20 protein-coding genes and 1 pseudogene are annotated in these 25,279 nt (G+C 68.7%); 8 read left to right on the top strand and 13 right to left on the bottom strand.

Translation table 11 applies throughout. The features are described 5' to 3' along the window. Positions 1–70: 70 nt before the first annotated feature. Together BST15_RS12255 and panB are read right to left on the bottom strand one after the other, a co-directional pair. Positions 71–1,486 carry a CYTH and CHAD domain-containing protein gene (locus tag BST15_RS12255; protein ID WP_046189877.1) on the bottom strand — a complete coding sequence of 472 codons (1,416 nt, stop codon included), beginning with the start codon at positions 1,484–1,486 and terminating at the stop codon, positions 71–73. 42 nt (positions 1,487–1,528) lie between these two features. Then, positions 1,529–2,368, bottom strand: a complete 840-nt coding sequence (panB, locus tag BST15_RS12250; protein WP_046189878.1) for a 3-methyl-2-oxobutanoate hydroxymethyltransferase — start codon at positions 2,366–2,368, stop codon at positions 1,529–1,531. 193 nt (positions 2,369–2,561) lie between these two features. Here panB and BST15_RS12245 point away from each other — a divergent pair, with 193 nt between their 5' ends. Genes BST15_RS12245 through BST15_RS12230 form a run of 4 tightly spaced genes read left to right on the top strand, consistent with a single transcriptional unit; the run spans position 2,562 to position 9,144 of the window. Next, on the top strand, positions 2,562–4,103 hold the full coding sequence (locus tag BST15_RS12245; protein WP_046189879.1) for an alpha/beta hydrolase: 1,542 nt from the start codon (positions 2,562–2,564) through the stop codon (positions 4,101–4,103). Between the two features lie 20 nt (positions 4,104–4,123). Further along, positions 4,124–5,464: a type I glutamate--ammonia ligase gene (gene glnA, locus BST15_RS12240; protein WP_046189880.1), complete on the top strand. Its 1,341-nt coding sequence runs from the start codon at positions 4,124–4,126 to the stop codon at positions 5,462–5,464. A gap of 9 nt (positions 5,465–5,473) precedes the next feature. Further along, on the top strand, positions 5,474–8,485 hold the full coding sequence (locus BST15_RS12235) for a bifunctional [glutamine synthetase] adenylyltransferase/[glutamine synthetase]-adenylyl-L-tyrosine phosphorylase (RefSeq protein ID WP_046189881.1): 3,012 nt from the start codon (positions 5,474–5,476) through the stop codon (positions 8,483–8,485). Positions 8,486–8,496: 11 nt separating this feature from the next. Next, positions 8,497–9,144, top strand: a complete 648-nt coding sequence (locus BST15_RS12230) for a PaaI family thioesterase (protein ID WP_052751355.1) — start codon at positions 8,497–8,499, stop codon at positions 9,142–9,144. 18 nt (positions 9,145–9,162) lie between these two features. On the opposite strand, the gene BST15_RS12225 is transcribed toward BST15_RS12230, so the two are convergent. The 3 genes from BST15_RS12225 to glnA (BST15_RS12215) form a co-directional block, all read right to left on the bottom strand. Beyond that, a complete protein-coding gene (locus BST15_RS12225; RefSeq protein ID WP_046189882.1) occupies positions 9,163–10,563 on the bottom strand; it encodes a PE-PPE domain-containing protein in 1,401 nt (466 codons plus the stop codon). Between the two features lie 404 nt (positions 10,564–10,967). After that, entirely contained in the window at positions 10,968–11,162 is a 195-nt protein-coding gene (locus tag BST15_RS12220; protein ID WP_046189883.1) for a hypothetical protein, read from the bottom strand. An 89-nt stretch (positions 11,163–11,251) separates the two neighbouring features. Beyond that, positions 11,252–12,688: a type I glutamate--ammonia ligase gene (glnA, locus tag BST15_RS12215; RefSeq protein ID WP_046189884.1), complete on the bottom strand. Its 1,437-nt coding sequence runs from the start codon at positions 12,686–12,688 to the stop codon at positions 11,252–11,254. 122 nt (positions 12,689–12,810) lie between these two features. Here glnA (BST15_RS12215) and BST15_RS12210 point away from each other — a divergent pair, with 122 nt between their 5' ends. Beyond that, complete coding sequence (locus tag BST15_RS12210) at positions 12,811–13,281, top strand: RDD family protein (RefSeq protein ID WP_046189885.1); 471 nt, start codon at positions 12,811–12,813, stop codon at positions 13,279–13,281. 44 nt (positions 13,282–13,325) lie between these two features. On the opposite strand, the gene BST15_RS12205 is transcribed toward BST15_RS12210, so the two are convergent. From BST15_RS12205 to sucB, 5 genes are read right to left on the bottom strand one after another with little or no spacing between them, the layout of a single operon-like run. Then, positions 13,326–14,078 carry a DUF4191 domain-containing protein gene (locus BST15_RS12205; RefSeq protein ID WP_046189886.1) on the bottom strand — a complete coding sequence of 251 codons (753 nt, stop codon included), beginning with the start codon at positions 14,076–14,078 and terminating at the stop codon, positions 13,326–13,328. Between the two features lie 43 nt (positions 14,079–14,121). Then, positions 14,122–15,078 carry a lipoyl synthase gene (locus tag BST15_RS12200; RefSeq protein ID WP_046189887.1) on the bottom strand — a complete coding sequence of 319 codons (957 nt, stop codon included), beginning with the start codon at positions 15,076–15,078 and terminating at the stop codon, positions 14,122–14,124. Further along, positions 15,075–15,770 (bottom strand): lipoyl(octanoyl) transferase LipB, encoded by a 696-nt coding sequence (gene lipB, locus BST15_RS12195; RefSeq protein ID WP_046189888.1) that lies wholly within the window; start codon positions 15,768–15,770, stop codon positions 15,075–15,077. The genes BST15_RS12200 and lipB overlap by 4 nt, the downstream gene beginning before the upstream one ends. A 27-nt stretch (positions 15,771–15,797) precedes the next feature. Continuing rightward, complete coding sequence (locus BST15_RS12190) at positions 15,798–16,706, bottom strand: TIGR01777 family oxidoreductase (RefSeq protein ID WP_046189889.1); 909 nt, start codon at positions 16,704–16,706, stop codon at positions 15,798–15,800. Positions 16,707–16,747: 41 nt separating this feature from the next. Next, positions 16,748–18,502 (bottom strand): 2-oxoglutarate dehydrogenase, E2 component, dihydrolipoamide succinyltransferase, encoded by a 1,755-nt coding sequence (gene sucB, locus BST15_RS12185; RefSeq protein WP_083070973.1) that lies wholly within the window; start codon positions 18,500–18,502, stop codon positions 16,748–16,750. Positions 18,503–18,734: 232 nt separating this feature from the next. Between sucB and BST15_RS12180 the strand changes: the two genes are divergently transcribed. After that, positions 18,735–19,628 carry a hypothetical protein gene (locus BST15_RS12180; RefSeq protein ID WP_052751536.1) on the top strand — a complete coding sequence of 298 codons (894 nt, stop codon included), beginning with the start codon at positions 18,735–18,737 and terminating at the stop codon, positions 19,626–19,628. 14 nt (positions 19,629–19,642) lie between these two features. Here the strand turns inward: BST15_RS12180 and BST15_RS12175 are convergent, their stop codons facing one another. Both BST15_RS12175 and BST15_RS12170 read right to left on the bottom strand, forming a co-directional pair. After that, positions 19,643–21,190 (bottom strand): leucyl aminopeptidase, encoded by a 1,548-nt coding sequence (locus BST15_RS12175; protein WP_046191295.1) that lies wholly within the window; start codon positions 21,188–21,190, stop codon positions 19,643–19,645. Between the two features lie 10 nt (positions 21,191–21,200). Continuing rightward, positions 21,201–22,289 carry an adenylate/guanylate cyclase domain-containing protein gene (locus BST15_RS12170; protein ID WP_046191290.1) on the bottom strand — a complete coding sequence of 363 codons (1,089 nt, stop codon included), beginning with the start codon at positions 22,287–22,289 and terminating at the stop codon, positions 21,201–21,203. 32 nt (positions 22,290–22,321) lie between these two features. Here BST15_RS12170 and gcvT point away from each other — a divergent pair, with 32 nt between their 5' ends. Continuing rightward, a complete protein-coding gene (gene gcvT, locus BST15_RS12165; RefSeq protein ID WP_046191291.1) occupies positions 22,322–23,416 on the top strand; it encodes a glycine cleavage system aminomethyltransferase GcvT in 1,095 nt (364 codons plus the stop codon). A 23-nt stretch (positions 23,417–23,439) separates the two neighbouring features. Continuing rightward, positions 23,440–24,546, top strand: a complete 1,107-nt coding sequence (locus BST15_RS12160) for a branched-chain amino acid aminotransferase (RefSeq protein WP_046191292.1) — start codon at positions 23,440–23,442, stop codon at positions 24,544–24,546. Between the two features lie 23 nt (positions 24,547–24,569). Here BST15_RS12160 and BST15_RS23070 read toward each other — a convergent pair. After that, a pseudogene (locus tag BST15_RS23070) lies at positions 24,570–25,279 on the bottom strand (hypothetical protein); the annotation flags it as partial.

Below are 25,279 nucleotides of genomic sequence, written 5' to 3'. Positions count from 1 at the left end.
GCGTCGAGCCTCGCTAAACCGCCCGGACCATGGGGCGGTTCCAGCTTCGGCTCTCCTGCGTCGAGCCTCGCTAAACCGCCCGGTCGAGTTTGCGTAGCGCGGGCCGCAACTTGGCACGACACTGCGCGGCAAGGTCGGCCTCGCGCGCATACAGCAGCCCGTAGGTGAAGGTGTCCTCCCCGGCGGCAGTCGCGGCATCGGCCTGCCGCAGCAGATGCGCCCGGCTGACCACGCTGTCCTGGTGATCGCCCAGCAGGGTCTGAATCGCCTTCGCCCGCTTGGCGATCTTCGTCTTATTCGCCGCCGACGCCGCGTAGCGCAGCCGCTTGGCTGCCTTGCGGATCCGATGCAGCGCGGCGTCGCGGTCGGCGGCCTTTTTGGCGGCCTTCACCGCCTTGCGCAGCCGCCGATAGGCACTGCCCACGGGCGCCGACCGCTCGGCATCCGGCGCGCTGATCAGCTCATCGAGGCCGTCGAGCAGGCGGAAGTATCGCGGGGAGTGCATCGCGGCCAGGCTGCGCCGTCGTCCGGTGTCATAGCGGCGCAGCGAACCTTCGACAAGCCGCTCGCGGACCGGGCCGCGGACCAGCTCGGGCGCCAGCTCATCGAGCGCCTGCTGATAACGCTGGGCCAGGACCTCGGCGTCGCGCGCCACACCCAGCACCGCACCTAATTCCTTCAGCTCACCCAGCAGGGGGGCGTGTGCGGCTTCTTCGCCGTGCAGCAGGCTGCGGATCCGCCGGATGGTGACCCGCATCTGATGCACCGCGTCGTCGGCATCGGCGCGCATCGCCCGATCCCACACCAGCAGCTGCTCGATCTGGTCGGCCAGCGCACGGTGCAGGCGATCGGTGGGGTGCGCGGTCACAGGCGCAGTGCCGAGCACCTTGGCCAGTTTGGAGCCGTGGCCGGCCGGCTTGGCGCCGGTGTCCACCAGCCGGTTGCCCAGCCGGTCCAGCAGCTTGTGGTCCCCGCAGCCCAGCTCCAATTCCCATTCCCGCCAGCGCTGTTCGGCGGGCGCGGGGTCGGGGCCCTCGGCCGACGCGGTGACCTGATCGTCGCAGAATTCGGCCAACACCTCGCCGTGATCGTCGCGCAGCACCACCAACTCGCGGGCGGTGCGGATCTGTGCGACGGGCGCCAGGGGCCTATCACGCACGATAGCCATGACCACGTCGAGCAGTTCGCCGGGAATATCGGGGCCCAGGGGAGCGCGTACCTCGGTGCGGGTGTCCGGCCCGGCCGGCAGCTTAAGGTGCCAGCCGGCATCGGGACCGCCCGTGCGCCGGCGCAGCGTGACCTTGCGGGCCGCCAGGTCGTGGCCGGCAGTGTCGAAGTAGACCGCCGCCAGATCCTGCGCGGGCAACCGTTCGACTCGGGCAACCCCGGCGATGCCGTCGAAGGACGGCGACATGGCGGAGGCGTCAACGTCGAACTTGCGCTCCACCTCGCGATACCGCGAGGCTTTCGGGTCGGCTGCGGACACGCTCTCCAGCCTGTCACACCCTGATCGCCCGGACAGGGCTTTCTAGAAGCAGTGCTCCTCGGCCGGGAAGGTGCCTGCCGCCACCTCGTCGGCGTACTGTGTTGCCGCGCGGCGCAATTCAGCACCCACTTCACCGAAGCGCTTGACGAACCGGGCGGTCTTGCCGGTGGTCATCCCGGCCATGTCCTGCCACACCAGAACTTGAGCGTCGCAGTTGGGCCCGGCGCCGATCCCGACGGTGGGGATGGTCAGCTTGCCGGTGATCTGGGTCGCCAGCTCCGCGGGCACCATCTCCATCACCACCGCGAACGCACCGGCCTCGGCCACCGCGATCGCATCGTGAACGGTCTGCTCGGCGGCATCCCCACGTCCCTGCACCCGGAAGCCGCCCAGGGTGTTCACGCTCTGCGGGGTGAACCCGATGTGCGCCATCACCGGGATGCCGGCCGCCGAGAGTGTGGCGATCTGGTCGGCCACCCGCTCGCCGCCCTCCAACTTGACCGCGTGCGCGCCGCCCTCCTTCATGAAGCGGGTCGCCGTCGCCAGTGCCGCGGCCGGCCCTCCCTCGTAGGAGCCGAACGGCAGGTCGGCCACCACCAGCGCATGCGGGGCACCGCGTACCACCGCCCGCACCAGCGGGATCAACTCGTCGATAGTGATCGGAACGGTGCTGTCATAGCCGTAGACCACATTGGCCGCCGAGTCCCCGACCAACAGCACCGGGATGCCAGCGTCGTCGAAGACGCGTGCGGAGGAGTAGTCGTAGGCCGTCAACATGCCCCACTTACGGCCCTCGTTCTTCATCTGCTGCAGATGATGGACGCGGGTCTGCGGTGCAATGCGGACAGGCTCAGGAGAAGCGCCATAAACGTGCTCAGACATCGTTATCCCTCGATGTGGTCGGGTCGATCCTCGAAGCCCTTAACCGGGTCCCCGGGTCGTCTGACTGAACCAGTCTGCCACTTGCCGCGGCGCAGCTGAACCAGCTAGTGGAGTGGATTTCCTCACACCGCCAACGCGCTGAGCGCACCGGGTGCCCGGGCTTGCTCCGGCGTGCATGGCAGCATGTGGTGTCATGAGTTCGCCGACCCGCCGCGACCGGACCGCGCGCACCGCCCTGACCTGCCTCGCGATCGCCATGGTGGCGCTCTTTGTCGGCAGCTGCACCCGAATGACCCCTGGTCAGGCGATCATGGCCGTGCCGCAGCTCGGTCAGCCGGTCCAATGGGACAAGTGCCGCTTCACCGCCGACACCAACATCAAGGTGCCCGCCGACGCGCAGTGCGGCTTCATCGGCGTACCGGTCGACTACGCCAAACCTCAGGGCGCCGTCGCCCGGCTGGCCATGATCCGTTTCCCGGCCACCAAGACCAAGATCGGCTCGCTCGTGATCAACCCCGGCGGCCCCGGCGAGTCCGGGATCGAAACCGCGGTGGGTCTGGTCAGCTCGCTGCCGCGACAGGTGCGCGAGCAGTTCGACCTGGTGGGATTCGACCCGCGCGGAGTGGCCTCGTCACGGCCCGCGGTGTGGTGCAACTCCGACGAGGAGAACGACCGGCTGCGGGCCCTGGACCAGGTCGACTACAGCCCCGCCGGCGTGGAACGCATCGAGAACGAGACCAAGGAATACGTCGAACGCTGCCTGGACAAGACCGGCAAGGAATTTCTGGCCAACGTCGGCACCGTCAACGTGGCCCGCGACCTCGACGCGATCCGCGAAGGCCTCGGCGACGACAAGCTGACCTACCTCGGCTACTCCTACGGCACCCGGATCGGCTCGGCCTACGCCGAGGCCTACCCGCAGAACGTGCGCGCGATGATCCTCGACGGGGCCGTGGACCCCGATGCCGACCCCATCGAGGAGGACCTGCGGCAGGCGGAGGCCTTCCAGGGCGCCTTCGACGACTTCGCGGCGGACTGCGCCAAAGACGCCGACTGCCCGCTGGGCACCGATCCGGCCAAGGCCGTCGACACCTACCACAGCCTGGTCGACCCGCTGGTGGGCAAGCCCGCCAAGACCAAGGATCCGCGGGGCCTGAGCTACAGCGATGCGATCGTCGGCACCATCATGGCGCTGTACTCGCCGACGTTCTGGACGCACCTCAACGACGGGCTGTCCGATCTGGCCGCCGGCCGGGGCGACATCATGCTGAGCCTGGCCGACCTCTACATGCGCCGTGACTCCAGCGGCCACTACACCAACGCCACCGACGCTCGGGTGGCCGTCAACTGCGTCGATCAGCCGCCGATCACCGACCGCGCCAAGGTGATCGAGGAAGACAAGCGATCACGCGAGGTGGCGCCATTCATGAGCTACGGCAAGTTCACCGGCGACGCCCCGCTGGGCACCTGCGCCTTCTGGCCGGTACCGCCGACCAGTGAACCCCACGCCATCTCGGTGCCGGATCTGCCGCCGACGCTGGTGGTCTCCACCACCCGCGACCCGGCCACCCCGTATCAGGCCGGCGTGGACCTGGCCAAGCAGCTCGGCGGCGGGTTGCTGACCTTCAACGGAACCCAGCACACAGTGGTATTCCAGGGCAACGAATGCGTGGATCGTTACGCGACGCGGTACCTGGTCGACGGCACGCTGCCGCCAACCGCTGCGAAGTGCTGAGCGCTGATACGCTTCGCGGTATGGACCGTCAGAAGGAGTTTGTGCTCCGCACGCTGGAGGAACGCGACATCCGTTTCGTCCGGCTCTGGTTCACCGACGTACTCGGTTATCTGAAGTCGGTGGCGATCGCCCCGGCCGAACTCGAGGGCGCCTTCGATGAAGGCGTCGGCTTCGACGGTTCGGCCATTGAGGGCTTTGCCCGGGTCTTCGAATCCGACATGGTCGCCCATCCCGATCCCTCCACCTTCCAGCTGCTGCCGTGGACCTCGGACTCGGGTCGGCAGTACTCCGCGCGGATGTTCTGCGACATCACCATGCCGGACGGATCACCGGCATGGGCGTCCTCGCGCCACGTGTTGCGCCGGCAGCTGGGCAAGGCCGCGGAGATGGGTTTCGCCTGCTACGTGCACCCCGAGATCGAGTTCTTCCTGCTCGAACCCGGTCCCTACGACGGCAGCACCCCGGTTCCCGCCGACGACGCGGGCTACTTCGACCAGTCGATCCACGGCTCGGCCGCCAACTTCCGCCGGCACGCGATCGACGCGCTGGAGTCCATGGGCATCTCGGTGGAATACAGCCACCACGAGAACGCCCCGGGCCAGCAGGAGATCGACCTGCGCTACGCCGACGCGCTGTCGATGGCCGACAACGTGATGACGTTCCGCTACCTGATCAAAGAGATCGCCCTCAAAGAAGGCGTCCGGGCGTCGTTCATGCCCAAGCCGTTCCGTGAGCACGCCGGCTCTGCCATGCACACCCACCTGAGCCTGTTCGAGGGCGAGGTCAACGCCTTCCACAGCCCGGATGACCCGCTGCAGCTGTCGGACACCGCCAAGTCGTTCATCGCCGGAATTCTCGAGCACGCCAACGAGATCAGCGCCGTCACCAACCAGTGGGTGAACTCCTACAAGCGTCTGATCCACGGTGGGGAAGCCCCCACCGCTGCCTCGTGGGGTGCCTCCAACCGCTCCGCACTGGTGCGGGTGCCGATGTACAGCCCCCACAAGACCTCGTCGCGGCGCATCGAGGTGCGCAGCCCGGACTCGGCGTGCAATCCCTACCTGGCCTTCGCGGTGCTGTTGGCGGCCGGGCTGCGCGGGATCGAGCAGGGCTACGAACTGGGCCCGGAGGCCGAGGACAACGTCTGGGCGCTGACTCCCGAGGAGCGCAGGGCGATGGGCTACAAGGAACTGCCCGGCACCCTGGAGCGCGCGCTGAGCGAGATGGAGAACTCCGAACTGGTGGCGGAAGCGTTGGGGGAGGAGGTCTTCGACTTCTTCCTGCGCAACAAGCGCCAGGAGTGGGCGAACTACCGCAGCCACGTGACCCCTTACGAACTGCAGAACTACTTGGCGCTGTAAGCCCTATTCGTGTCGTATCCCGGATCTCAGCGCCGAAAGCTGCCCAGCGTAGGGCGCCTCGGTCTGGTCGACCGGTACGCCGAAGCGGATTTGACCGCGCTGGGCTGGTACAGCGCCTACACCCAAGCGCACGTCGATGTGCTCTGGGCACTGTCGCGGGCACCCGACGCCGACGCGGCATTGCGCACGCTGGTCCGGCTTTCCGAGACCCCGGGCATCGATTGGCCTGAGCTGAGCGCGGCGCTCATGGCCGACAAAGGCCTGCGGGGGCGCCTGTTCGGGGTACTGGGAGCGTCTCTGGCCCTGGGCGATCACCTGATCGCCCACCCGGAATCCTGGAAGCTGCTGGCCAGTCCGGAGGATTCCGGTAACCACACGATCGCGCTGCCGTCAGCGGCCGAACTGCGTGCGATGCTCGCCGACGGCGTCGCCGCCGTCACCGACGGCGCCTACGTGGAGCGGTTGCGGTCGCTGTACCGCGATCGGCTACTGGTGTTGGCGTCGATCGACCTGGCGCCGACCGTCGAGAATCTGCCGGTGCTGCCTTTCGTGGCGGTCGGGGAGCACCTGGCAGACCTTGCGGACGCCGCGCTTGCGGCCGCCCTGCGGGTGGCCGAGATCCGGGTGTGTGGCAGCGATGTCACCCCGCCGCGGATCGCCGTGATCGCCATGGGCAAATGCGGTGCGCGGGAACTCAACTACGTCAGCGACGTCGATGTGATCTTCGTGGCCGAAGAGGCCGACGCGGTGAGCACCCGGGTCGCCGGCGAGCTGATGCGGGTGGCCGGCGAGGCGTTCTTCGAAGTCGATGCCGGGTTGCGGCCCGAGGGCCGCCACGGCGCGCTGGTGCGGTCCTTGGAATCACACATCGCCTACTACCACCGGTGGGCCAAGACCTGGGAATTCCAGGCCCTGCTCAAGGCGCGCGCCGCAGTCGGTGACGCCGAGCTGGGCCGGGCCTACATCGACGCCATGCTGCCGATGGTCTGGACCGCTTGCGAGCGTGAGGATTTCGTCGTCGACGTGCAGGCGATGCGGCGACGAGTGGCGCAACTGGTGCCGGCCGACATCCGCTCGCGCGAGCTCAAGCTCGGATCGGGCGGCTTGCGCGATGTGGAGTTCGCCGTGCAGCTGCTTCAGCTGGTGCACGGCCGCGGTGACGAGACCTTGCACGTGGCGTCCACGGTCGATGCGCTGGCGGCCTTGGGTGCCGGCGGCTACGTGGGCCGCGACGATGCGGCCAACCTGACCGCCTCCTACGAGTTCCTGCGCCTGTTGGAACACCGGCTGCAGCTGCAGCGGCTCAAGCGCACCCACATGCTGCCGCCCCCCTACGACGACGAGGCGCTGCGTTGGCTGGCCCGGGCCGCGCACGTGCGGCCCGACGGCCGCCACGACGCCTTGGGCGTACTTCGTGAAGAGCTCAAGGCGCAGAACAGGCGGGTGTCGCGCCTGCACGCCAAGCTCTTCTATCAGCCGCTGCTCGAAGCTGTCGGTCCGGCGGGGCTGGAGATGGCCGGCGGGCTCACCCCGGGCGCCGCGGAGCGGCAGCTGGCGGCCCTGGGTTATGAGGCGCCGCACAACGCCCTGACGCATCTGGGCGCGTTGACCAACCAAAGTGGCCGCCGGGGTCGGGTGCAGGCGGTACTGCTGCCCAAGCTGCTGTACTGGCTGTCAAGCACGCCCAACCCCGATGCGGGCCTGCTGGCCTACCGGCGGCTGAGCGAGGCGATGGCCCAGAACCGCTGGTACCTGAGCACTCTGCGTGACAGCAGCGCGGTGGCCAAGCGCCTGATGCGGGTGCTGGGGACCTCCGCCTACATCCCGGAACTGCTGATGCGCTCGCCCGATGTGATCCAGGCCTACGGCGACGGCCCCTCCGGGCCCAAGTTGCTCGACACCGGGCCGGAGGCGGTGTCGCGGGCGCTGATCGCCTCGGCGGGCCGTCATCCCGACCCCGTGCGTGCGATCGCATCCGCCCGCAGCCTGCGTCGCCACGAACTGGCCCGCATCGCCTCGGCCGACCTGCTGGGCATGCTTGGAGTGACCGATGTCTGCCGCGCGCTGACCGCGGTATGGGTGGCGGTGCTGCAGGCTGCGCTGGAGGCGATCATTCGCGTCAACATGGCCGGCGACGAGGTGAAGGAACCCCCGGCGCGGATCGCGGTGATCGGTATGGGCCGGCTCGGCGGACGGGAACTGGGCTACGGCTCGGACGCCGACGTCATGTTCGTGTGCGAGGTCAACGAGAAGGCGGCCGGGGCGACCGAATCCGACGCGGTGCGCTGGGCCACCTCGATCGCCGAGCAGGTCCGCGCGCTGCTGGGAACCGCCAGCAACGATCCGCCCTTGCAGGTCGACATCAACCTGCGCCCCGAGGGCCGCAACGGCCCGCCGGTGCGCACCCTGGCGTCGTACGAGGCCTACTACGCCCAGTGGGCGCAGCCCTGGGAGATTCAGGCATTGCTGCGGGCGCACAGCGTGGCCGGCGACCCCGATTTGGGCCAACGGTTCCTGCGGATGGTCGACGCCACCCGGTATCCACCCGGCGGGGTGTCCGCTGAGGCGGTGCGCGAGATCCGCCGCATCAAGGCACGCGTCGATGCCGAGCGGTTGCCCCGCGGCGCCGATCCCAATACGCACACCAAGCTGGGACGCGGCGGGCTGGCCGACGTCGAATGGACCGTGCAGCTGCTGCAGCTGCGCCACGCCCACCATGTTCCCGAGCTGCACAACACCTCAACGCTGGAAACCCTGGACGCCATCGCCGCCGCCGGACTTCTCGCGCACGATGACGTGGACCGGCTCAGGCAGGCGTGGCTACTGGCAACCCGCGCCCGCAACGCACTGGTCCTGGTGCGGGGCAAACCCACCGACCAGCTGCCCGGGCCGGGCCGCGCGCTCAACGCGGTGGCGGTGGCGGCCGGCTGGCCCGGCGGGGACGGCGGGGAGTTCCTGGACAACTATTTGCGTGTGACACGACGCGCGAAGATCGTGACACGCAAGGTATTCGGAGACTGAAGGAGAACGCGTTGGTGGATTTCAGGGACCGCTCGGACGTGCCGACGATCAGCGTCGACGAGAGCGGGCGGCTGGTGCAGCGTTACGGGCCGCTGGCCCAGGCGGTACGCGACCTGATCGATGCCACCATCCGCACCCAGGCCGACGACGACACGGCCCGGGAGGTCACCGAACAGGTACAGGCGTTGACCGCCCGGCTCAGCGCCGGCAATCTCAGTGACTCGCCCGGCCTGCGTTACGTTGTCGACGGTAGGCCGCTGGCGTGGGGAAATGCCGTTGTGGGGCTGCGCAATCCGGTCGCCCCGCCGCTGGTGATCCAGCACGGGGAGAACGGGCATTGCTGGAGCGATTTTCACCTGGGCGCAGCGTATGAGGGCCCACCGTCGCTGGTACACGGTGGCGTCAGCGCGCTGGTCCTGGACCATGTGCTCGGTGAGGCGGCCAGCGACGGCCTGACCAAGCCGCTCTACACCGGCACGATCACGGTGAAATATCTGCGCGGCACGCCCTTGGGGCCGTTGCGTGCCGAGGCCACGATCTACCGCAAGGAAGGTGTCAAAACGTATGTCCGCGGTCATATCTCAGACGCCTCGGGAGTCACCGTAGAGGCCGACGGGGTGTTCATCACTCCGTCGTGGGCGCGCGACGCGGTGGAGTGACCACCAGCGACCGCGGCGTTACAGCGACATCAGGGCTGACAGCACGCTCAGCGCGCCGATGCCGATCCCGGCGGTGACGAGCCCCGTATCGGCGGCCAGCGGCATCAGGAGCGCGTCGAGCGGGTCGCCGGCGGCCAGTTCCTGCGCGAACAGGCTGATGTTGTACGCCGGCAAAGTGGTGAGCATGGCGTTGACCAGGTCAGTGATCGGCAGCAGAGTCGAGTAGAGGGTGGACAGGTCCGCGGAGAAGGCGTTCACGCCGCCGGCGAAGGTGTCCAGCACCGACGCGCTGTTCGCCAGGGCCTCGGGCAGGCTGGGCAGCGAGCCCAGATCGTGGATGAAGTCGTTCCAGCCCTGCTCGACACCGTTGCCCAGCGCCGTGAGGACATCGCCCAGATCGATGTTCGTCGGGAACAACCCGAACGGCGTGGACAGGTCGGCCGGTCCTGGATCCCAACCGTTCTCGATGCTGCCGTAGCCCAGGTTGATCAGCACGCGCAAGGCCGGCTGCATCAGGTCTGCCAGTGGATCGCCGAGGAAGGGAACGGCCCGCAGCAACTCCAGCAGTGGCAGGTTCTCGGTGGGAATCATGAAGTAGTCGGTGTTTCCGGCGTAGCCGTCTGAGACCGGCAGCAGAACGGACTGGGCGATCTGTTCGTCGGTGAGGTAGGGGATGGTGCCGTGCACAAAGGCGATACCCAAGACCGCGTTGAGGTCGGCCAGGAAGTTGAGCGGGTAGCGGGGGAAGTCCGAGAATCCGTCGTACTCCATGTTGTAGATGGCGGTGTCCCACGGAGTGTCCGACGGGGTGGCGCCGCTGAAGGTGACCCCGATGCTCGGAATGCTCAGTTCCGGCAGGCTTGGGTCGCCGAAGCGCGAGAGCAGACCGCCGTTGGGGTTGCTCGGGTCGACCAGCAGCACGAACGACAGCTGATCGGATGTGGGGATCTGGTCGGGCGGGAGTGCCAGCAGGTTCCGCATTTCCAGGGATGCGATCGTGGAGCTCTGGGAGCCGCCCACCACCACCAGGTCATGCCCGAGCGCGAGCCGCTCCTTGATGGTGTGGTCCAGGATCTGGACGCCCTGGGCCAGGGACTGGTCCAAGACCAGCGACTTGACGCCGGTCAGCGGGTAGAGGCCCTCCGGGGTGAACAGGGGATGCACCGAGTCGACCGGGAAGATCGGCTGGCCGGGAAACAGAGGTGAGGCCGGCATGAGGTACCGCTCGCTGATGGCGTCGATGAGCGCCTGTGAGGGGATCGGGGTGCCGCTGCCGCCCATGCCCCAGCCCTCGGTGTCGAGCAGGACCACCTGTGCCGACACCGACTGAGGCGCCTGCGCCGCGACGGTTGCGGGGAGTCCGGTACCGGCGATCAGCAAGGGCGCACAAGCTAGGGGGAGCAACCTGCGGTCAGTCATGGCCGGTCCTTTTCTCACGCGACCCCAGCGCCGCATTGGCTGGGATTTCACTGATCTGGCGATAAAATACATCGACTGTTTTTTCAGGTCAATAACATGTTTTGTGCCTTGGTAACCGCCATTACCGTCGAGCGGCGTCGGGGCCTATCCGGAATCCGGCCGCCAACATCGAACTGAACCGTGCACCGTCATCTCGGCTTGCTGACCAGGCCACTTTGCGTTCCCGCCTGGTCATCAAAAGTGATGTCGCAGATGTGTTTTCAGTCGACTTTCCGAAATTCCGGAGCCCTCGCGCGTGCCGAGAATTCCTCCTTGGGTACGCAACCGGAATTGTTAGCCGTCTGCGGCAAATTCATAGGAAACGCGCAGATTCTGGCTGGCAATTGGGGGCATCAGGCGCCTGCTCAGGGTGGATCGGTGTCGCCGCGCAGGAGTTCTTCGGGGGCAGGGACCGTCGGCTTGGGCCGGGCGGTCAGACGCCAGCGGCGGGTGATCTCGCGCGGGGTGATCCGCAACAGCTTCCACACCGCAGCCCGGACCGCGGCGATCGAACCAGAACCGTCCGGCGGGTCAGCCAGCTCGCCGAAAATCCGGTACATCAGGACACGATTGATGCGCTCCTGCGCTTCCAGCGTGGATCAACCCGCAACGGGGGATAGCCAGGCCCGGAGTCCCGGGCGTCCAGACCTCAGCAGTCGTAGTAGAGGGCGAACTCGTAGGGGTGCGGGCGCAGGTTGATCGGGGCGATTTCGTTGTCGCGCTTGAAACGGATCCAATTCTCGATCACGTCGGGAGTGAACACGCCGCCTTCGGTGAGGTACTCGTGGTCGGCTTCGAGGTTGTCGATCACCTGGGCCAGTGAGGTGGGTGCCTGGGCGATCTGGGCGGCCTCGTCGGGCGGCAGTTCGTAGAGGTCCTTGTCGACCGGGGCGGCGGGTTCGATCTTGTTCTTGATGCCGTCCACACACGCCATCAACAAGGCCGCGAAGGCCAGATACGGGTTGCCGGAGGAGTCGGGGCAGCGGAATTCCAGGCGCTTGGCCTTGGGGTTGGTGCCGGTGATGGGGATGCGCACGCAGGCGGAGCGGTTGCGCTGGCTGTAGACCAGGTTGATGGGGGCTTCGTAGCCGGGCACCAGGCGTTTGTAGGAGTTGATGGTGGGGTTGGTGAAGGCCAGTAGTGAGGGGGCGTGGTGCAAGATGCCACCGATGCAGTACCGCGCAATGTCGGACAGTCCGGCGTAGCCGGCCTCGTCGTAGAACAGCGGCGCGCCCTCCTTCCACAAGGACAAATGCACATGCATGCCCGAGCCGTTGTCGCCGAACAGTGGCTTGGGCATGAAGGTGACGGTTTTGCCGTGCGCCCAAGCGGTGTTCTTGATGAGGTACTTGAACAACATCACGTCGTCGGCGGCGTGCAGCAGCGTGTTGAATTTGTAGTTGATCTCGGTTTGGCCGCCGGTGCCGACCTCGTGGTGACCGCGTTCGACGGTGAAGCCCGCGTTGGTCAGGTTGGTGGACATGACGTCACGCAGGTCGACGTATTGGTCGTTGGGCGCAACAGGGAAGTAGCCGCCTTTCGGGCGGACCTTGTAGCCGAGGTTGGGGCTGCCGTCGGGCTCGGTGCTGCGGCCGGTGTTCCACCAGCCCGACGCCGCATCAATCTTGTGGAAGGCACCGTTGACCTGGGAGTCGAAGCTGACGGAGTCGAAGATGTAGAACTCGGCTTCGGCGCCGAAGTAGGCGGTGTCGGCGATCCCGGTGCTGGCGAGGTAGTTCTCGGCCTTGCGGGCGATGTTGCGCGGATCGCGGGAGTAGGGCTCACGGGTGAAGGGGTCGTGGACGAAGAAGTTCAGGTTCAGCGTCTTGGCCGCCCGGAACGGATCGATCTGCGCCGTGGCGAAGTCGGGGAGCAGCATCATGTCCGATTCGTGGATCGACTGGAATCCGCGGATCGACGAGCCATCGAATGCCAGCCCATCCTCGAACACACTCGCGTCCAGCGCCGCCGCCGGAATCGACAGGTGCTGCATCTGACCTGGCAAGTCACAGAAGCGGATGTCGACGTACTCCACATTCTCATCCGCGACGAGCTTGAGAATGTCGTCAGCAGTCTTGTCGGTCACAGAAATTCGCTCCTCAGTCGGTGGCCCCGGTGGGCCCTGGGGTGGCCGACGCTGACGTTACGCAACGGCGCCCGGACCGGTTGACGCCGGGTCGAATTGGCCGCCCGCCTATCGTAGGGGCCATGAGCCGCACGTTCTCCTCGTGGCTGTCCGGGCCGGAATCGGCCGGGCCACGCCCCTCCGACAGCGCACCAGGGCAGCGACTCGGCCTGCCGGAAAGCGGCCCCGGTTCCCTGGCCCCGATGGGTCGTCGCATGGTGGCCCTGGCCCTGGACTGGATGGTGGGCTACGGGCTGGCCGGTCTGGGCGTGGCCGCGGGTCTGGTGACCCCGGAATACCTGGCAACCGTGGTGCTGGGCGTCTGGCTGGTGCTCGGCGTCGCCGCCGTGCGACTGTTCGGCTTCACGCCGGGCCAATACGCCTGCGGGCTACGCGTGGTCCCGGTCGACGGTCCGGGCTTGGGAGTCGGGTTGGGCCGCGCCACGGTGCGCGGGCTGATGATCGCCCTGGTGGTACCGGCATTGTTCGCCGACGCCGACGGCCGCGGCCTGCAGGATCGGGCTACCGCCACCGCTGTGGTGCGCAGCCGCTGAATCTACGGGCGGCGGGCCACCGCTGCGCCCGCTGTCGACTCGGACTACCGGCGACGCACCGCGCGCTGGACGCCGCGCACCTTCGCGCCGCCGGGCAACGGCCCCTTGGGCATGGCCGCGGTCCCGGTCCGCGAGGTCAACGCAGCCAGCTTCGACTCCAGCGAGTCCATCTGCTTGGTGGTGATATTGGCCGGCAGCTTGGTCAAGTAGCGCTCCAGCTTGCTCAGCGGCACTTCGCCCTCACCGGTGCCCACCACGATGTCGTAGATCGGCACGTCACCGACCAGCCGGGCGGTGCGCTTCTTCTCCTGGGCCAGCAAGGGCTTGAGCCGGCTGGCTGAACCTTCGGCCACGAAGATGATGCCCGGGCGGCCGATCACCCGGTGAACGGCGTCGAGCTGACCGGTGGCCGACACCCCCGGAGTCACCCGCCACTTGCCGCGCAGGTTGTCCAGAGCCCAGGCCGCGGCCCCGGCCTGCCCCTCCGCCTTGCGGTACACGGAACGCTGCGCCCGGCGTCCGAAGATCACAAACGCCACCAGTGCGCCCAGCACCAGGCCCAGCGGGATCATCGTGACCTTGGCGAACGTGCCGCCGTTGAGTGCCAGCGCCGTCGTCAGCCCGGCGACCAGCACGAATGCGCCGGCCATGTACGGCACCAGCCGCGTGTCCTCTTTGCGCTGCAGTTGAAAGGCCTGCCACAGCTGGGCACGGCGTTGCCTGCTGGCGGTCTTGCGGGCGGCCTTCGCTTCGGCCCGGGCAGCCTTGTTCTCGGCGGTATTGCGCGGTCTGGGCATAGCTACCAAGGATACGCAGCCGGACTCACCGGCAGCCGGGGCGTCAGCTGTGGGCTGAGGCGGGAGCCTGTTCGCGACGTGCCCGGTTCTCCAGAGCCTGTTGGTAGAGCCGCCCTGCCCGATACGACGAACGCACCAGCGGCCCGGACATCACCCCGGCAAAGCCCAACTCCTCGGCGTAGCGGGCGTGCTCGACGAACTCCTCGGGCTTGACCCAGCGGTCGATCGGGTGATGCCGCTCGGTGGGGCGCAGGTACTGGGTGATGGTGACCAGCTCGGCTCCCGCGTTGTACAGGTCCGCCAGCGCCGCCCGGATCTCCTCGGGGGTCTCGCCCATGCCGAGGATGAGGTTGCTCTTGGCCACCAGCCCGGCATCGCGGGCCTGGGTCAACACGTCGAGGCTGCGCTCGTAGGTGAACCCCGGCCGGATCAGCCTGAAGATGCGCGGCACGGTTTCGACGTTGTGGGCCAGCACTTCCGGGCGCGAGTCGAATACCTCGCCCAGCAGGTCGGGGCGTCCACCGAAGTCGGGGATCAACAGCTCGACGCCCGTCGAGGGGTTGAGGGCTTTGATGGCACGCACGGTCTCGGCATAGAGCCACGCGCCCTGGTCGGGCAGGTCGTCGCGGGCCACACCGGTCACGGTCGAATACCGCAGTCCCATCGTCTGCACGCTCTCGGCGACCCGGCGCGGCTCGTCGCGATCCAACTCAGGCGGCTTGCCCGACTTGATCAGGCAGAACGAGCAATTGCGGGTACAGACCTCGCCGCCGATCAGGAAGGTGGCTTCCCGGTCCTCCCAACACTCGTAGATGTTGGGGCACCCCGCTTCTTCGCAGACCGTATGCAGCTTCTCGCTCTTCACCAAGACCTTGAGCTCGGTGTAGCTCGGTCCCATGCGGGCGCGGGTCTTGATCCACGGCGGCTTGCGTTCGATCGGCGTCTCGGCGTTGCGTGCCTCGGCACGTCGCAATCTACGGCCTTCTCCGACGGCGCTCACGGGGTCGATGGTACGCGCGGCTCGGAGTGCTCGCGCACCGGTAGCACGCCGTCGAGCGCGTCAACGACGGCTCGGGCCACCGCCTCCCGCACGTCGTCGACGCCGGTCGCAAAGCCCAACTCCGCGGACAGCGACGTCACACCGGCGTCGGTGATCCCGCACGGGACAATCGAGCCGTACGCACTGAGATCGCAATCACAATTCAGTGCGAATCCGTGCAGCGTGGTCGCGCGGGCCACCCGCACACCGATCGCGGCGATCTTGCGGGCCGGGCGGCCCGCGCCCGGCGGCAGCCAAACGCCCGACCTGCCGTCGATCCGAACAGTGTTGAGGCCCAGCGTGTTACACACCTCAATCAGTGATTCTTCAAGGCGTCGAACGTAATTCACTACATCCAGAGGCTCGGCGAGTCCGATCACCGGATAACCCACGAGCTGACCCGGGCCGTGCCAGGTGATCTTTCCGCCCCGGTCGGTGTCGACCACCGGGGTACCGTCCATAGGACGCTCGTGCGGTTCGGTGCGGCGCCCGGCGGTGTAGACCGCGGGATGTTCCAGCAGCAACAGCGTGTCGGGTCCACCAGCCGATCTGGCCTCGGCCAGCTCACGCTGGAGCTGCCAGGCGGCCTCATAGTCGACGGTGCCCAGTTGGCGTACATCGATCGGCGCACTGCTGGATCGGATAGACACCATGCTCGCAGGTTACTCGGTGTGCCGGCCCTAGACCGGGGTCGGACGCGCGGTCGCGTAGGCGAGCGCCTCTCCGATGGTGTTGTGCCGAAACTGGAAGCCGGCCCGCTCCAAGGCGTCGGGGATCGCGCGCTGCCCGCCCAGGAGGCTGTCGGCGAACTCGCCAAGCCCGGCACGCACCGCGAAACCCGGCAGCAGCAACGGGGTGGGGCGGTTGAGGGTGCGACCCAGCGCAGTGGTGAACTCCGCATTGGTCACCGGCGCCGGCCCGGTCAGGTTCACCGGTCCGGACAACGTGTCCTGCGTGATGGCGAACACAAGTGCGCGGACCTCGTCCTCCATGCTGATCCACGACATGTACTGCCGACCATTGCCGATCCGTGCTCCCAGACCCAACCAGAACAGTGGCCGCAGCCGGCCCAAGACGCCGCCGGAGGCCGACAGCACAAGGCCGGTGCGGGCCAGAACGACACGGGTGCCGGCGTCCTGGGCGGACGCGGTGGCGCCTTCCCAGTCCCGGGCGAGCTGCGCCAGGAAATCTGTTCCCACGGAGGCGGACTCGTCGACGATGCGATCGCGGGTATCGCCGTAATAGCCCACACCGCTGGCATTGATCAGCACCGGCACGCCGGCGTCGGCCACGGCAGCGGACAGCACCTCGGTCGGGGTGATCCGGCTGTCGCGCAGGCTCTGCTTGAACGCCCCCGACCAGCGCCGGTCGCCGATCCCGACGCCACACAGGTTGACCACCGCGTCGACGCCGGCCAGTGCCGCGACGTCGATGTCACCGGCCTCGGGGTCCCATTGCAGCTCGCCGGCGCTCGCCGGTGCCCGCCGCACGATCCGCAACACCTGATAGCCCGCAGCGCGCAGCGCCGAGACCAGCGCCGTGCCGATCAGCCCGGACGAACCGGCGATCGCTACGATCGGCTGGCTCACCGCTGAATCCTCCTGTAGCTCATCGCAAGCCCCCCGGGCCGTCAGAGACCCAGGTCTGCCTCGAACGCACCTTCTTCGAGCCGGTTCTTGATCGTGGTCACGAAACGTCCGGCGTCGGCGCCGTCGATCAGACGGTGGTCGTAGGTCAGCGGCAGGTAGCTGACCGAGCGCACGCCGATCGACTCATTGCCGGCCTCGTCGACGATCACCCGCGGGCGCTTCACGATCGCGCCGGTGCCCAGCATGGCGGCCTGCGGCGGAACCAGAATCGGCGTGTCGAACAGCGCGCCCTGACTGCCGATGTTGGTGATCGTGAAGGTGCCCCCGGACAGTTCGTCCGGCTTGAGGTTGCCCGAACGTGCCCGCGCCGCGATGTCGGCGATGGCCCGGGCCAGTCCGCCCAGGGACAGATCCCCGGCATTGTGGATCACCGGCGACAGCAGACCCTGCTCGGTGTCTACTGCGAAACCGAGGTGCTCGGCGTCGTAGTAGGTGATCTCCCCGGCGTCCTCGTTGTAGCTGGCATTGACGTTGGGGTGTGCCTTCAGCGCGTCGATCACCGCGCGGGCGATGAACGGCAGATAGGTCAGGTTGACGCCTTCGCGCTCGGCGAACGCAGCCTTCGCCCTGGCCCGCAACGCCACGATCTTGGTCATGTCGACCTCGTGGGTCTGGGTGAGCTGCGCCGTGGCCTGCAGGGATTCGCGGGTCTTCTTGGCGGTGATCTGACGGATCCGATTGGCCTTGGCGGTGGTGCCGCGCAGGTGGGCCAGCGCGGGGCTGGGGGCCGCGGCCGCGGGACGCTGAGCCGGCGCCGGGGCCGCCGGCGCCTTCTGCTGCTCGGCCTGTTGCGCGGCGAAGGCCAGGACGTCCTGCTTGCGGATCCGCCCGCCGACGCCGGTGCCGGTCACCCGGGCCAGATCGACGTTGTTGTCGGCGGCGAGCTTGCGCACCAGGGGGGTCACATAGCGTGCGCCGTCGCCGTCGCCGTCGGCTGCCTCGGTTGCGGCGGGCTGGGCCGGTGCCGGCGCCGGTGCCGGTGCCGGGGGAGCGGCAGGTGCCGGCGCGGGCTTGGACTCGGGCTCGGGCTGCGGAGCTGGAGCCGCGGGCTCAGGGGCCGGCTCGGCGGCGGGCGCCGCAGCAGCCGGTGCAGGCGCGGGCGCCGACTCGGTGGCCGCGGCGGGGGAGCCCGTTCCGATCCGGGCCAGTTCGCCCCCGACCTCGACGGTGGCGTCCTCACCGGCGGTGATCGAGAGCAGGGTGCCGGCCACCGGCGAGGGGATCTCGGTGTCGACCTTGTCGGTGGAGACTTCCACCAGCGGCTCGTCGACTTCGACGCTGTCACCGATCTGCTTGAGCCAGCGCGTCACGGTGCCTTCGGTGACCGACTCGCCCAACTCGGGCATCAGCACCGGTGTGCCGTCTCCGGCGGAGGAGTCCGCGGCAGCCGGCGCCTCAGCAGCCGGCGCCTGCGCTGCGGGAGCCGGTTCGGCGGGCGCGGGTTCGGGTTCGGGCTCGGGTTCGGCCGCCGGCGGGGCGGAGGACTCGGCCTTCTCGCCCGCCTCACCGATCAAGGCCAGCTCGCCGCCGACCTCGACGGTGGTGTCCTCCTCGGCGATGATCTTGGTCAGCACGCCGGCCACCGGCGAGGGGATCTCGGTGTCGACCTTGTCGGTGGACACCTCCAAGAGCGGCTCGTCGACCTCGACGGTGTCGCCTTCCTGCTTGAGCCAGCGGGTGACCGTTCCTTCGGTGACACTCTCACCGAGGGCGGGCATCTGGACTGAGAAGGCCATCGTTGTTGACTCCTCGCTCGATCGGTCGCTGCACGTCTTCCCCTGGATACCACGTCAGTGGCGGGGCGAGGGCGGCGCCCAGGTGGACTGCCGAAAACCATCCTGTCATTGCTGCGTTATCGACACACATCGAGGTGGCCCTCGGGCCTTCACCGAGGTGGTGGGGTAAAGGGTGCAGGCTCGTCGGCAAAAGCGCCGTTGCCGCATGCGCGGCCTCACTAATATCTCGCGGATGCCCGCTGAGTTGATCGCCGGAGCCTGTGAGATGTGGACCGGCTTCGACATATCCATCGTCGCCCGCAACTATGCCCAACTGGCTGGTCTGCTGGCTGGTTTCGCTTTCGTGGTCATCAATCTGGTGCTCGATCGTGCCTACCGCCGCCGCAGTGACGGTCCACCGGACCGCCGTGAGGTGGCGCACGAGACCCTCACCGGCATCGCGCTGATGAACGCATTCCTGGGGTTGTTCCTCACGGCGGTGCAATACAGCCTGTTGGCCGGGGAACAGGGCTGCGCGGTGACCGGCGGCCGGGCCACCTCGGCAGAACTGTTGGGCGGCATATCGTTTGTGGCCTCGCTCTACGTCTTGCTGTACGCCATCGTGCAGTTCGTCTCCGGAGGCGACGGCGCGCTCATTCGGCACTGCGTGTTCATCGTGGCCGTGTTGGTCCCGCCGATCGCCGTGTTCTTCGTCGAAGCGACGCTGACCGACCTCGCCCTGGCGCTCGGTGACCCGCAGAGCCGCCGGCCACTGCAGCCGCTGTGGGACGACGCCAACCGATTGTCGCTGCCCATTACCGGAGCCATCGCGGTGATCTGTGCCCTCGCGTGGTTGCGCGGCCGCCGCCGCCGGCGCAGCGACATCTCGATCGGCCCCGTGGCGGCGCGCATCAGAACGGTGTTCCCGTACCTGAGCACCGTCGTCATCATCGCCGCGATCATGCGCTCCATGTCCGCGCTGCCGAAAACCGATGTGGCCTCACACCTCAGCTCGGCCGAAGCCTGGCTGTGGGTGGCCGTCTTCGCGGCGTTGATGCTGGTTCAAAGCATGGCGCTGTCGTTTCAGCGGGGCGTGGAGAGCCCGTGTCGGCCCGCGCCGAAGGTCGCGGCCACCGAGAACGCCTGACCCGTGGGCCGGCCCTAGCCGTTCGCGGCGATATCCTCCAGAACCGCGAACATGGTGCGGGTCGGCACCCCGGTCCCGCCCTTGCCGGTGTAGCCCCAGGGCCCGCCGGAGTTGTACGCCGGACCCGCCACGTCGATGTGCACCCAGTCCACTCCGTCGGCCACGAACTCGCGCAGGTACACGCCGGCCACCAGCATGCCGGCGAAACGCTGACCGCTGACATTGGCCAGGTCGGCGACCGTCGACTTCAGGTCTTCCTTGAGTTCGTCGGGCAACGGCATCGGCCAGCCGTTCTCACCGACGGCCTGCGACAGGGATGCCACCCGGTCGCGGAATTCGTCGGAACCCATCACCCCCGGGATGCGGGCACCCAGGGCCACCGTCTGCGCGCCGGTCAGCGTCGAGGTCTCGATGAGGTAGTCCGGATCGTCCTCGCAGGCGCGAACAATGGCGTCGGCCAGGATCAGCCGCCCCTCGGCGTCGGTGTTGAGCACCTCGACCGTGATGCCGCCGTACTGGGTCAGGACATCGCCGGGGCGCTGCGCCGTCGACGACGGCATGTTCTCGGCCATCGGTACCGTGGCCGTGACGTCGATCGGCAGACCGCGGCGGGCAGCCAGCACGACAGTGGCGATCACCGCGGCCGCCCCGCCCATGTCGGAAGTCATGTGGTGCATCGAGGCGGCCGGCTTGATCGAGATGCCACCGGTGTCGAAGGTGATGCCCTTGCCCACCAGCGCCACCTTCTTTGCGCCGCTCGGGTCGTCGCTCAGGCGCGAGCCACGGTGGATCAACCGCACCAGACGCGGCGGGCGCGCCGAGCCCTGGCCCACCCCGATCACCCCGCCGTAGCCGGCCTCGGCGAGCGCCTGCTCGTCAAGCACCTCGACTTCCAGGCCGGCGGCTTCGCCCAGCGCCTTGGCGCGATCGGCGAACTCGGCCGGATACAGGTGACTGGGCGGGGTGTTGACGAAGTCGCGGGCAGTGGCCACCGCGGCGGCGATGTCGGCACCGCGGGCGGCCTGTGCCTGGGCATCGTCCGCGGTGGACAGCACGGTCACCGATTGCAGGCCCGGTTCCTTCGGGGCGGTCTTGCTGCTGCGGAATGCGGTGAATCGATAGCCGCCCAACAGCAGTCCTTCGACGCCGGCGGCGAGCACCCCCTCACCGGGCAGCCCGCTCAACGTGCTGATCGCCGCGGCGGTGCCGTTGAGTGAACGCGCCGCGTTCCCGGCGGCCCGGCGCACCGTGTCGGCAGGCCAGGACTCGCGTGGCTTGCCCAACCCCACGGTGATCACGCTGGCCACCGGCAGCGAGGCCACCACCAGCCGGTTGACCTGCTCGCTGCCGCCCTTGGCGCCCAGTGCGCGCAGCCCGGCCTCGATCTCAGCGACCGCGTCGGCAGGCAGCGCCGGCTCGGTCGCGGCGACCGCCGGACCTTCGGCCTCGGAGTCGTCGTCGGCGGCGACGATACCCACGATCAGGACGGCCGCGTCGGCATCGCTGGGCAGCGCTTCGGCGACGGTGACGGAGGGGACAGGGTATCCGGGATCGGTGCTCACGGCACCCACCCTAACGATCGGCGGCCGAATGTAGCTCGTATGCCGGGACCGGCTCGTCGAAGCCTTTGAGCGTCAACGGTTCCTGAAGAGTGGCCGGCCAGCCGGGGAGCTGATCGCGGACGCAGGTCGAGGCCAACACCTGATTGGGCGCGGCCGCGTCCACCAGCCGCGCCGCCAGGTTGACCGGATTGCCGAAGTAGTCGCCGTTGATGGCGATCATCTCGCCGTAGGCCACGCCGGCGCGCACCCGCAGCCCGGCTGCACGGGCCTTGGGGTGGTTGACCAGATCCACCGCCGCCTTGGCCAGCAGCTCGCCGGTCGCGCTCACCCACATCACCGCATCACCGATGAACTTGACCACCCTGCCGCCATCGCAGTGCACGACGTCAGCGACGGTGCCGGCGAAGTCGGTCAACAGCGTGGCCAGCTCCGCCGACGTCAGGACCTGGGTCAGCGCGGTGAAACCGGTCAGGTCGGCGAATCCCACGCCGCACACGATGCTCGCCGACGGCCCCCCGGCCAGTCCTTCCAGGAACGTCCGATGGCTGACCTGGTGTTGGCGGTGGACGGCGTCGATCATGGCGCCGATACGCGGGATGTAGGCCGCGACCGAGCGCCAGGCCCGGGCGGTGGTGAGCTCGTCGCCGGTGTGCCCCAACCACATGTCGGGCTGGGTGAGCCGGATCATCGACGACTCGGCTTCGGCCAGCCGTGCCATGGTGGCGCCGAGAACCCGCAGGAATCCGTCGACCGGTTCCCCCAGTACGGAGCGCATCTGCAGCCAGGTGGCCAGCCCGTCCACGTCGGCCTGGCTCAGCGCGGGAGCGTCGGGGCTGGGAACGCTGAGCCCGAGCATCCGCCACGCCTGGGCGACATCGCCCACCGACACGCCCAACGCGTCGGCGGCGCTGCGCAACGTGTAGTCCGGCGGTCCGGATTGGCCCACCGTGTCGCCGGCCAGGCCGAACAGCCGACCTCGGCGCTCGGCGTCGATCATCTGCTCGGTGGTGAAACCGAGGTGGTCGAGGTATTGGACCAGGCCCGCACGGTCCCTCGCGTCAGCGATACCGCCGGCTTCGAGCGCATCCCAGTCCACCATTTAGACAAGTGTGCCGATTAGGGTGGCTCGACGTGAGCGAACTGCAACACGGACCCCTGGAAGACCGTCACCGCGCCTTGGGCGCCAGCTTCGCCGAGTTCGGCGGCTGGCTCATGCCGGTGTCCTATGCCGGCACCATCGCCGAGCACACCGCCACCCGCGACGCCGTGGGGCTGTTCGATGTCAGCCACCTGGGCAAGGCGACCGTTCGCGGACCGGGAGCGGCGGCCTTCGTCAACGCGACGCTCACCAACGACCTGACCAGGATCGCTCCCGGCCAGGCGCAGTACACCCTGTGCTGCAACGAGCGTGGTGGCGTCATCGATGACCTGATCGCCTACTACGTCGCCGACGACGAGATCTTTCTGGTGCCCAACGCCGCCAACACCGCCGCCGTGGTGACCGCCCTGCGCGACGTGGCGCCCGCCGGCGTGACGATCACCGACGAGCACCGGTCACGCGCGGTGCTGGCCGTGCAGGGACCCCGCTCCACGGAGGTGCTGGCCGGTCTCGGGCTGCCCACCGAGATGGACTACATGGCGTTCGCCGACGCCGACTACGCCGGGGTGCCGGTCCGGGTCTGCCGCTCCGGCTACACCGGCGAGCACGGCTACGAGTTGCTGCCCGCCTGGGATGTGGCGCCGGTGGTGTTCGACGCACTGGTGGCGGCGGTCGAGCAGCTGGGGGGCGAGTTGGCGGGCCTGGGCGCCCGCGACACCCTGCGGACCGAGATGGGCTACGCGTTGCACGGGCACGAACTGTCACCGGAGATCTCGCCGCTGCAGGCCCGGTGTGGCTGGGCGATCGGCTGGACGAAGGACTCGTTCTTCGGCCGCGACGCGCTGCTGGCAGAGAAGGCCGCAGGTCCGGCCCGTCTGCTGCGCGGGCTGCGGGCCACCGGCAGGGGAGTGCTACGCGCCGATCTGGCCGTGCTCGACGGCGACCGCCGCGTCGGGGTCACCACGTCGGGGACATTCTCACCGACCCTCAAGGCCGGTATTGCGCTGGCGCTGATCGACACCGATGCCGGGATCGAAGACGGCGCGCGACTGGCCGTCGACGTGCGAGGCCGCGCCGTCGAATGCGAAGTGGTGACGCCCCCGTTCGTGACGGCAAAAACCCGCTAGCGCACCGGCTATACAATCGCTGCATGACAAGCAGCGTCCTCGAGTTTCACGTGTCGGTCACCGCGAACCCGACGCCCGACGAGGTACGCGAATCCATTTTGGCGGAACCGGGTTTCGGTAAATACCACACCGACCACATGGTGTCGATCGACTACACCGTGGACGCGGGCTGGCACAACGCGCGGGTCATTCCCTACGGGCCCATCGAACTGGACCCCTCGGCCATCGTCTTGCACTACGCGCAAGAGGTGTTCGAAGGCCTCAAGGCCTACCGCTGGACCGACGGATCGATCGTCTCGTTCCGGCCGGAGGCCAATGCCGCGCGGATGCGCGCCTCGTCGCGGCGGCTGGCCATCCCGGAGCTGCCCGACGATCTGTTCATCGAATCGCTGCGGCAGCTGATCGCGGTGGACGCGTCATGGGTTCCCGCGCCGGGCGGCGAGGAGTCGCTGTACCTGCGTCCGTTCGTCTTCGCGACCGAGCCGGGGCTGGGGGTGCGCCCGGCCAACGAGTACCGCTGCCTGGTGATGGGCTCGCCGGCCGGGGCGTACTTCAAGGGCGGTATCAAGCCGGTCAGCGTGTGGCTGTCCACCGAGTATGTCCGCGCGTGCCCCGGTGGCACCGGCGCCGCGAAGTTCGGTGGCAATTACGCCGCATCGCTGGTCGCCCAGGCGCAGGCCGCCGACAACGGCTGTGACCAAGTGGTGTGGCTCGATGCCGCCGAACGGCGCTACGTCGAAGAGATGGGCGGCATGAACCTGTTCTTCGTGTTCGGCACCGGGGGATCGGCACGACTGGTCACCCCAGAGCTGTCCGGCTCACTGCTTCCCGGCATCACCCGGGATTCGTTGCTGCAGTTGGCCACCGATGCCGGTTTCGCCGTCGAAGAGCGCAAGCTCGACGTCAGCGAATGGCAGAAGAAGGCCGCCTCCGGTGAGATCACGGAAGTCTTCGCCTGCGGTACCGCCGCCGTCATCACCCCGGTGTCGGTGGTCAAGTCCGCCGAAGGCGAGTTCACCATCGCCGACGGTCAGCCCGGCGAGGTCACCATGGCACTGCGCGACACCCTGACCGGAATCCAGCGCGGCACCTTCGCCGACACCCACGGCTGGATGGCCCGACTGGACTGAGCGGGGGTTTCCCCTCCGCGCGCTCAGCCGGGCGTGCCCGGGGTGCCCGGCGTGCCGTCCGCGCCACCCGGGCCGCCGGGACCGCCAGCGGCGCCGGCGCCGTCGACGGTATCGGCCCCAGCGCCGCCCACCCCGCCGACCCCACTGGCGCCGGGGTGTGCCACGCCGCCGGCTCCGCCGGTCCCGCCCCAGCCGCCGATGGCTGTGCCCTGGGTGGAAGTGGTCGCATCGCCGCCGGCCCCGCCCACACCACCGGCACCACCGGTGACGTCGTTGTAGCCGTCGGCGCCTTCGTCGACGGCACCGTCGGCGGTGCCACCGACGCCACCGGTGCCGCCGCCACCGCCGAGTGCCCCCTGTCCGAGGATGACGGAGCTGCCTCCGGTTCCGTCACCGCCTCTACCGCCGGCGCCGCCATCGCCGCCGGTGCCCCCGGCGAAGGCCATGCCGCCCGCCCCGCCGTCTCCGCCGCGGCCGCCGCCGCCGATGCCACCGACTCCGGTACCGGTGCCGCCGGTACCTCCTTGTCCGCCGGCCCCGCCGGTACTGCCCGCGCCGACGCCGCGCCCGCCTTCGCCGCCGGCCCCACCGGTACCGCCCGTGCCAGTGACCAGTCCGGCGATGTCGAGGCCACCTCCTTGTCCGCCAACCCCGCCGGAGCCGCCCGCGCCGCCGGTGCCGCCCGCGCTACCGACGCCGCCGCCTCCGCCGCCACCCCCACCGGAGGTGAGGC

The sequence above is a fragment of the Mycolicibacter arupensis genome (assembly GCF_002086515.1).
Classification (GTDB): domain Bacteria; phylum Actinomycetota; class Actinomycetes; order Mycobacteriales; family Mycobacteriaceae; genus Mycobacterium; species Mycobacterium arupense.
The sequence above is the reverse complement of the archived record's forward strand: the minus strand, read 5'-3'. Positions and strand labels throughout refer to the sequence as shown.

What these genes read in the sequence shown, in the direction of transcription:
- BST15_RS12245 (WP_046189879.1), top strand. Translation starts at nt 2,562, where the DNA reads ATGAGTTCGCCGACCCGCCGCGACCGGACCGCGCGCACCGCCCTGACC.
- BST15_RS12160 (WP_046191292.1), top strand. Translation starts at nt 23,440, where the DNA reads ATGACAAGCAGCGTCCTCGAGTTTCACGTGTCGGTCACCGCGAACCCG.
- BST15_RS12180 (WP_052751536.1), top strand. Translation starts at nt 18,735, where the DNA reads ATGCCCGCTGAGTTGATCGCCGGAGCCTGTGAGATGTGGACCGGCTTC.
- panB (WP_046189878.1), bottom strand. Translation starts at nt 2,368, where the DNA reads ATGTCTGAGCACGTTTATGGCGCTTCTCCTGAGCCTGTCCGCATTGCA.
- BST15_RS12205 (WP_046189886.1), bottom strand. Translation starts at nt 14,078, where the DNA reads ATGCCCAGACCGCGCAATACCGCCGAGAACAAGGCTGCCCGGGCCGAA.
- lipB (WP_046189888.1), bottom strand. Translation starts at nt 15,770, where the DNA reads ATGGTGTCTATCCGATCCAGCAGTGCGCCGATCGATGTACGCCAACTG.
- BST15_RS12225 (WP_046189882.1), bottom strand. Translation starts at nt 10,563, where the DNA reads ATGACTGACCGCAGGTTGCTCCCCCTAGCTTGTGCGCCCTTGCTGATC.
- BST15_RS12170 (WP_046191290.1), bottom strand. Translation starts at nt 22,289, where the DNA reads ATGGTGGACTGGGATGCGCTCGAAGCCGGCGGTATCGCTGACGCGAGG.
- sucB (WP_083070973.1), bottom strand. Translation starts at nt 18,502, where the DNA reads ATGGCCTTCTCAGTCCAGATGCCCGCCCTCGGTGAGAGTGTCACCGAA.
- glnA (WP_046189880.1), top strand. Translation starts at nt 4,124, where the DNA reads ATGGACCGTCAGAAGGAGTTTGTGCTCCGCACGCTGGAGGAACGCGAC.
- BST15_RS12210 (WP_046189885.1), top strand. Translation starts at nt 12,811, where the DNA reads ATGAGCCGCACGTTCTCCTCGTGGCTGTCCGGGCCGGAATCGGCCGGG.
- BST15_RS12220 (WP_046189883.1), bottom strand. Translation starts at nt 11,162, where the DNA reads ATGTACCGGATTTTCGGCGAGCTGGCTGACCCGCCGGACGGTTCTGGT.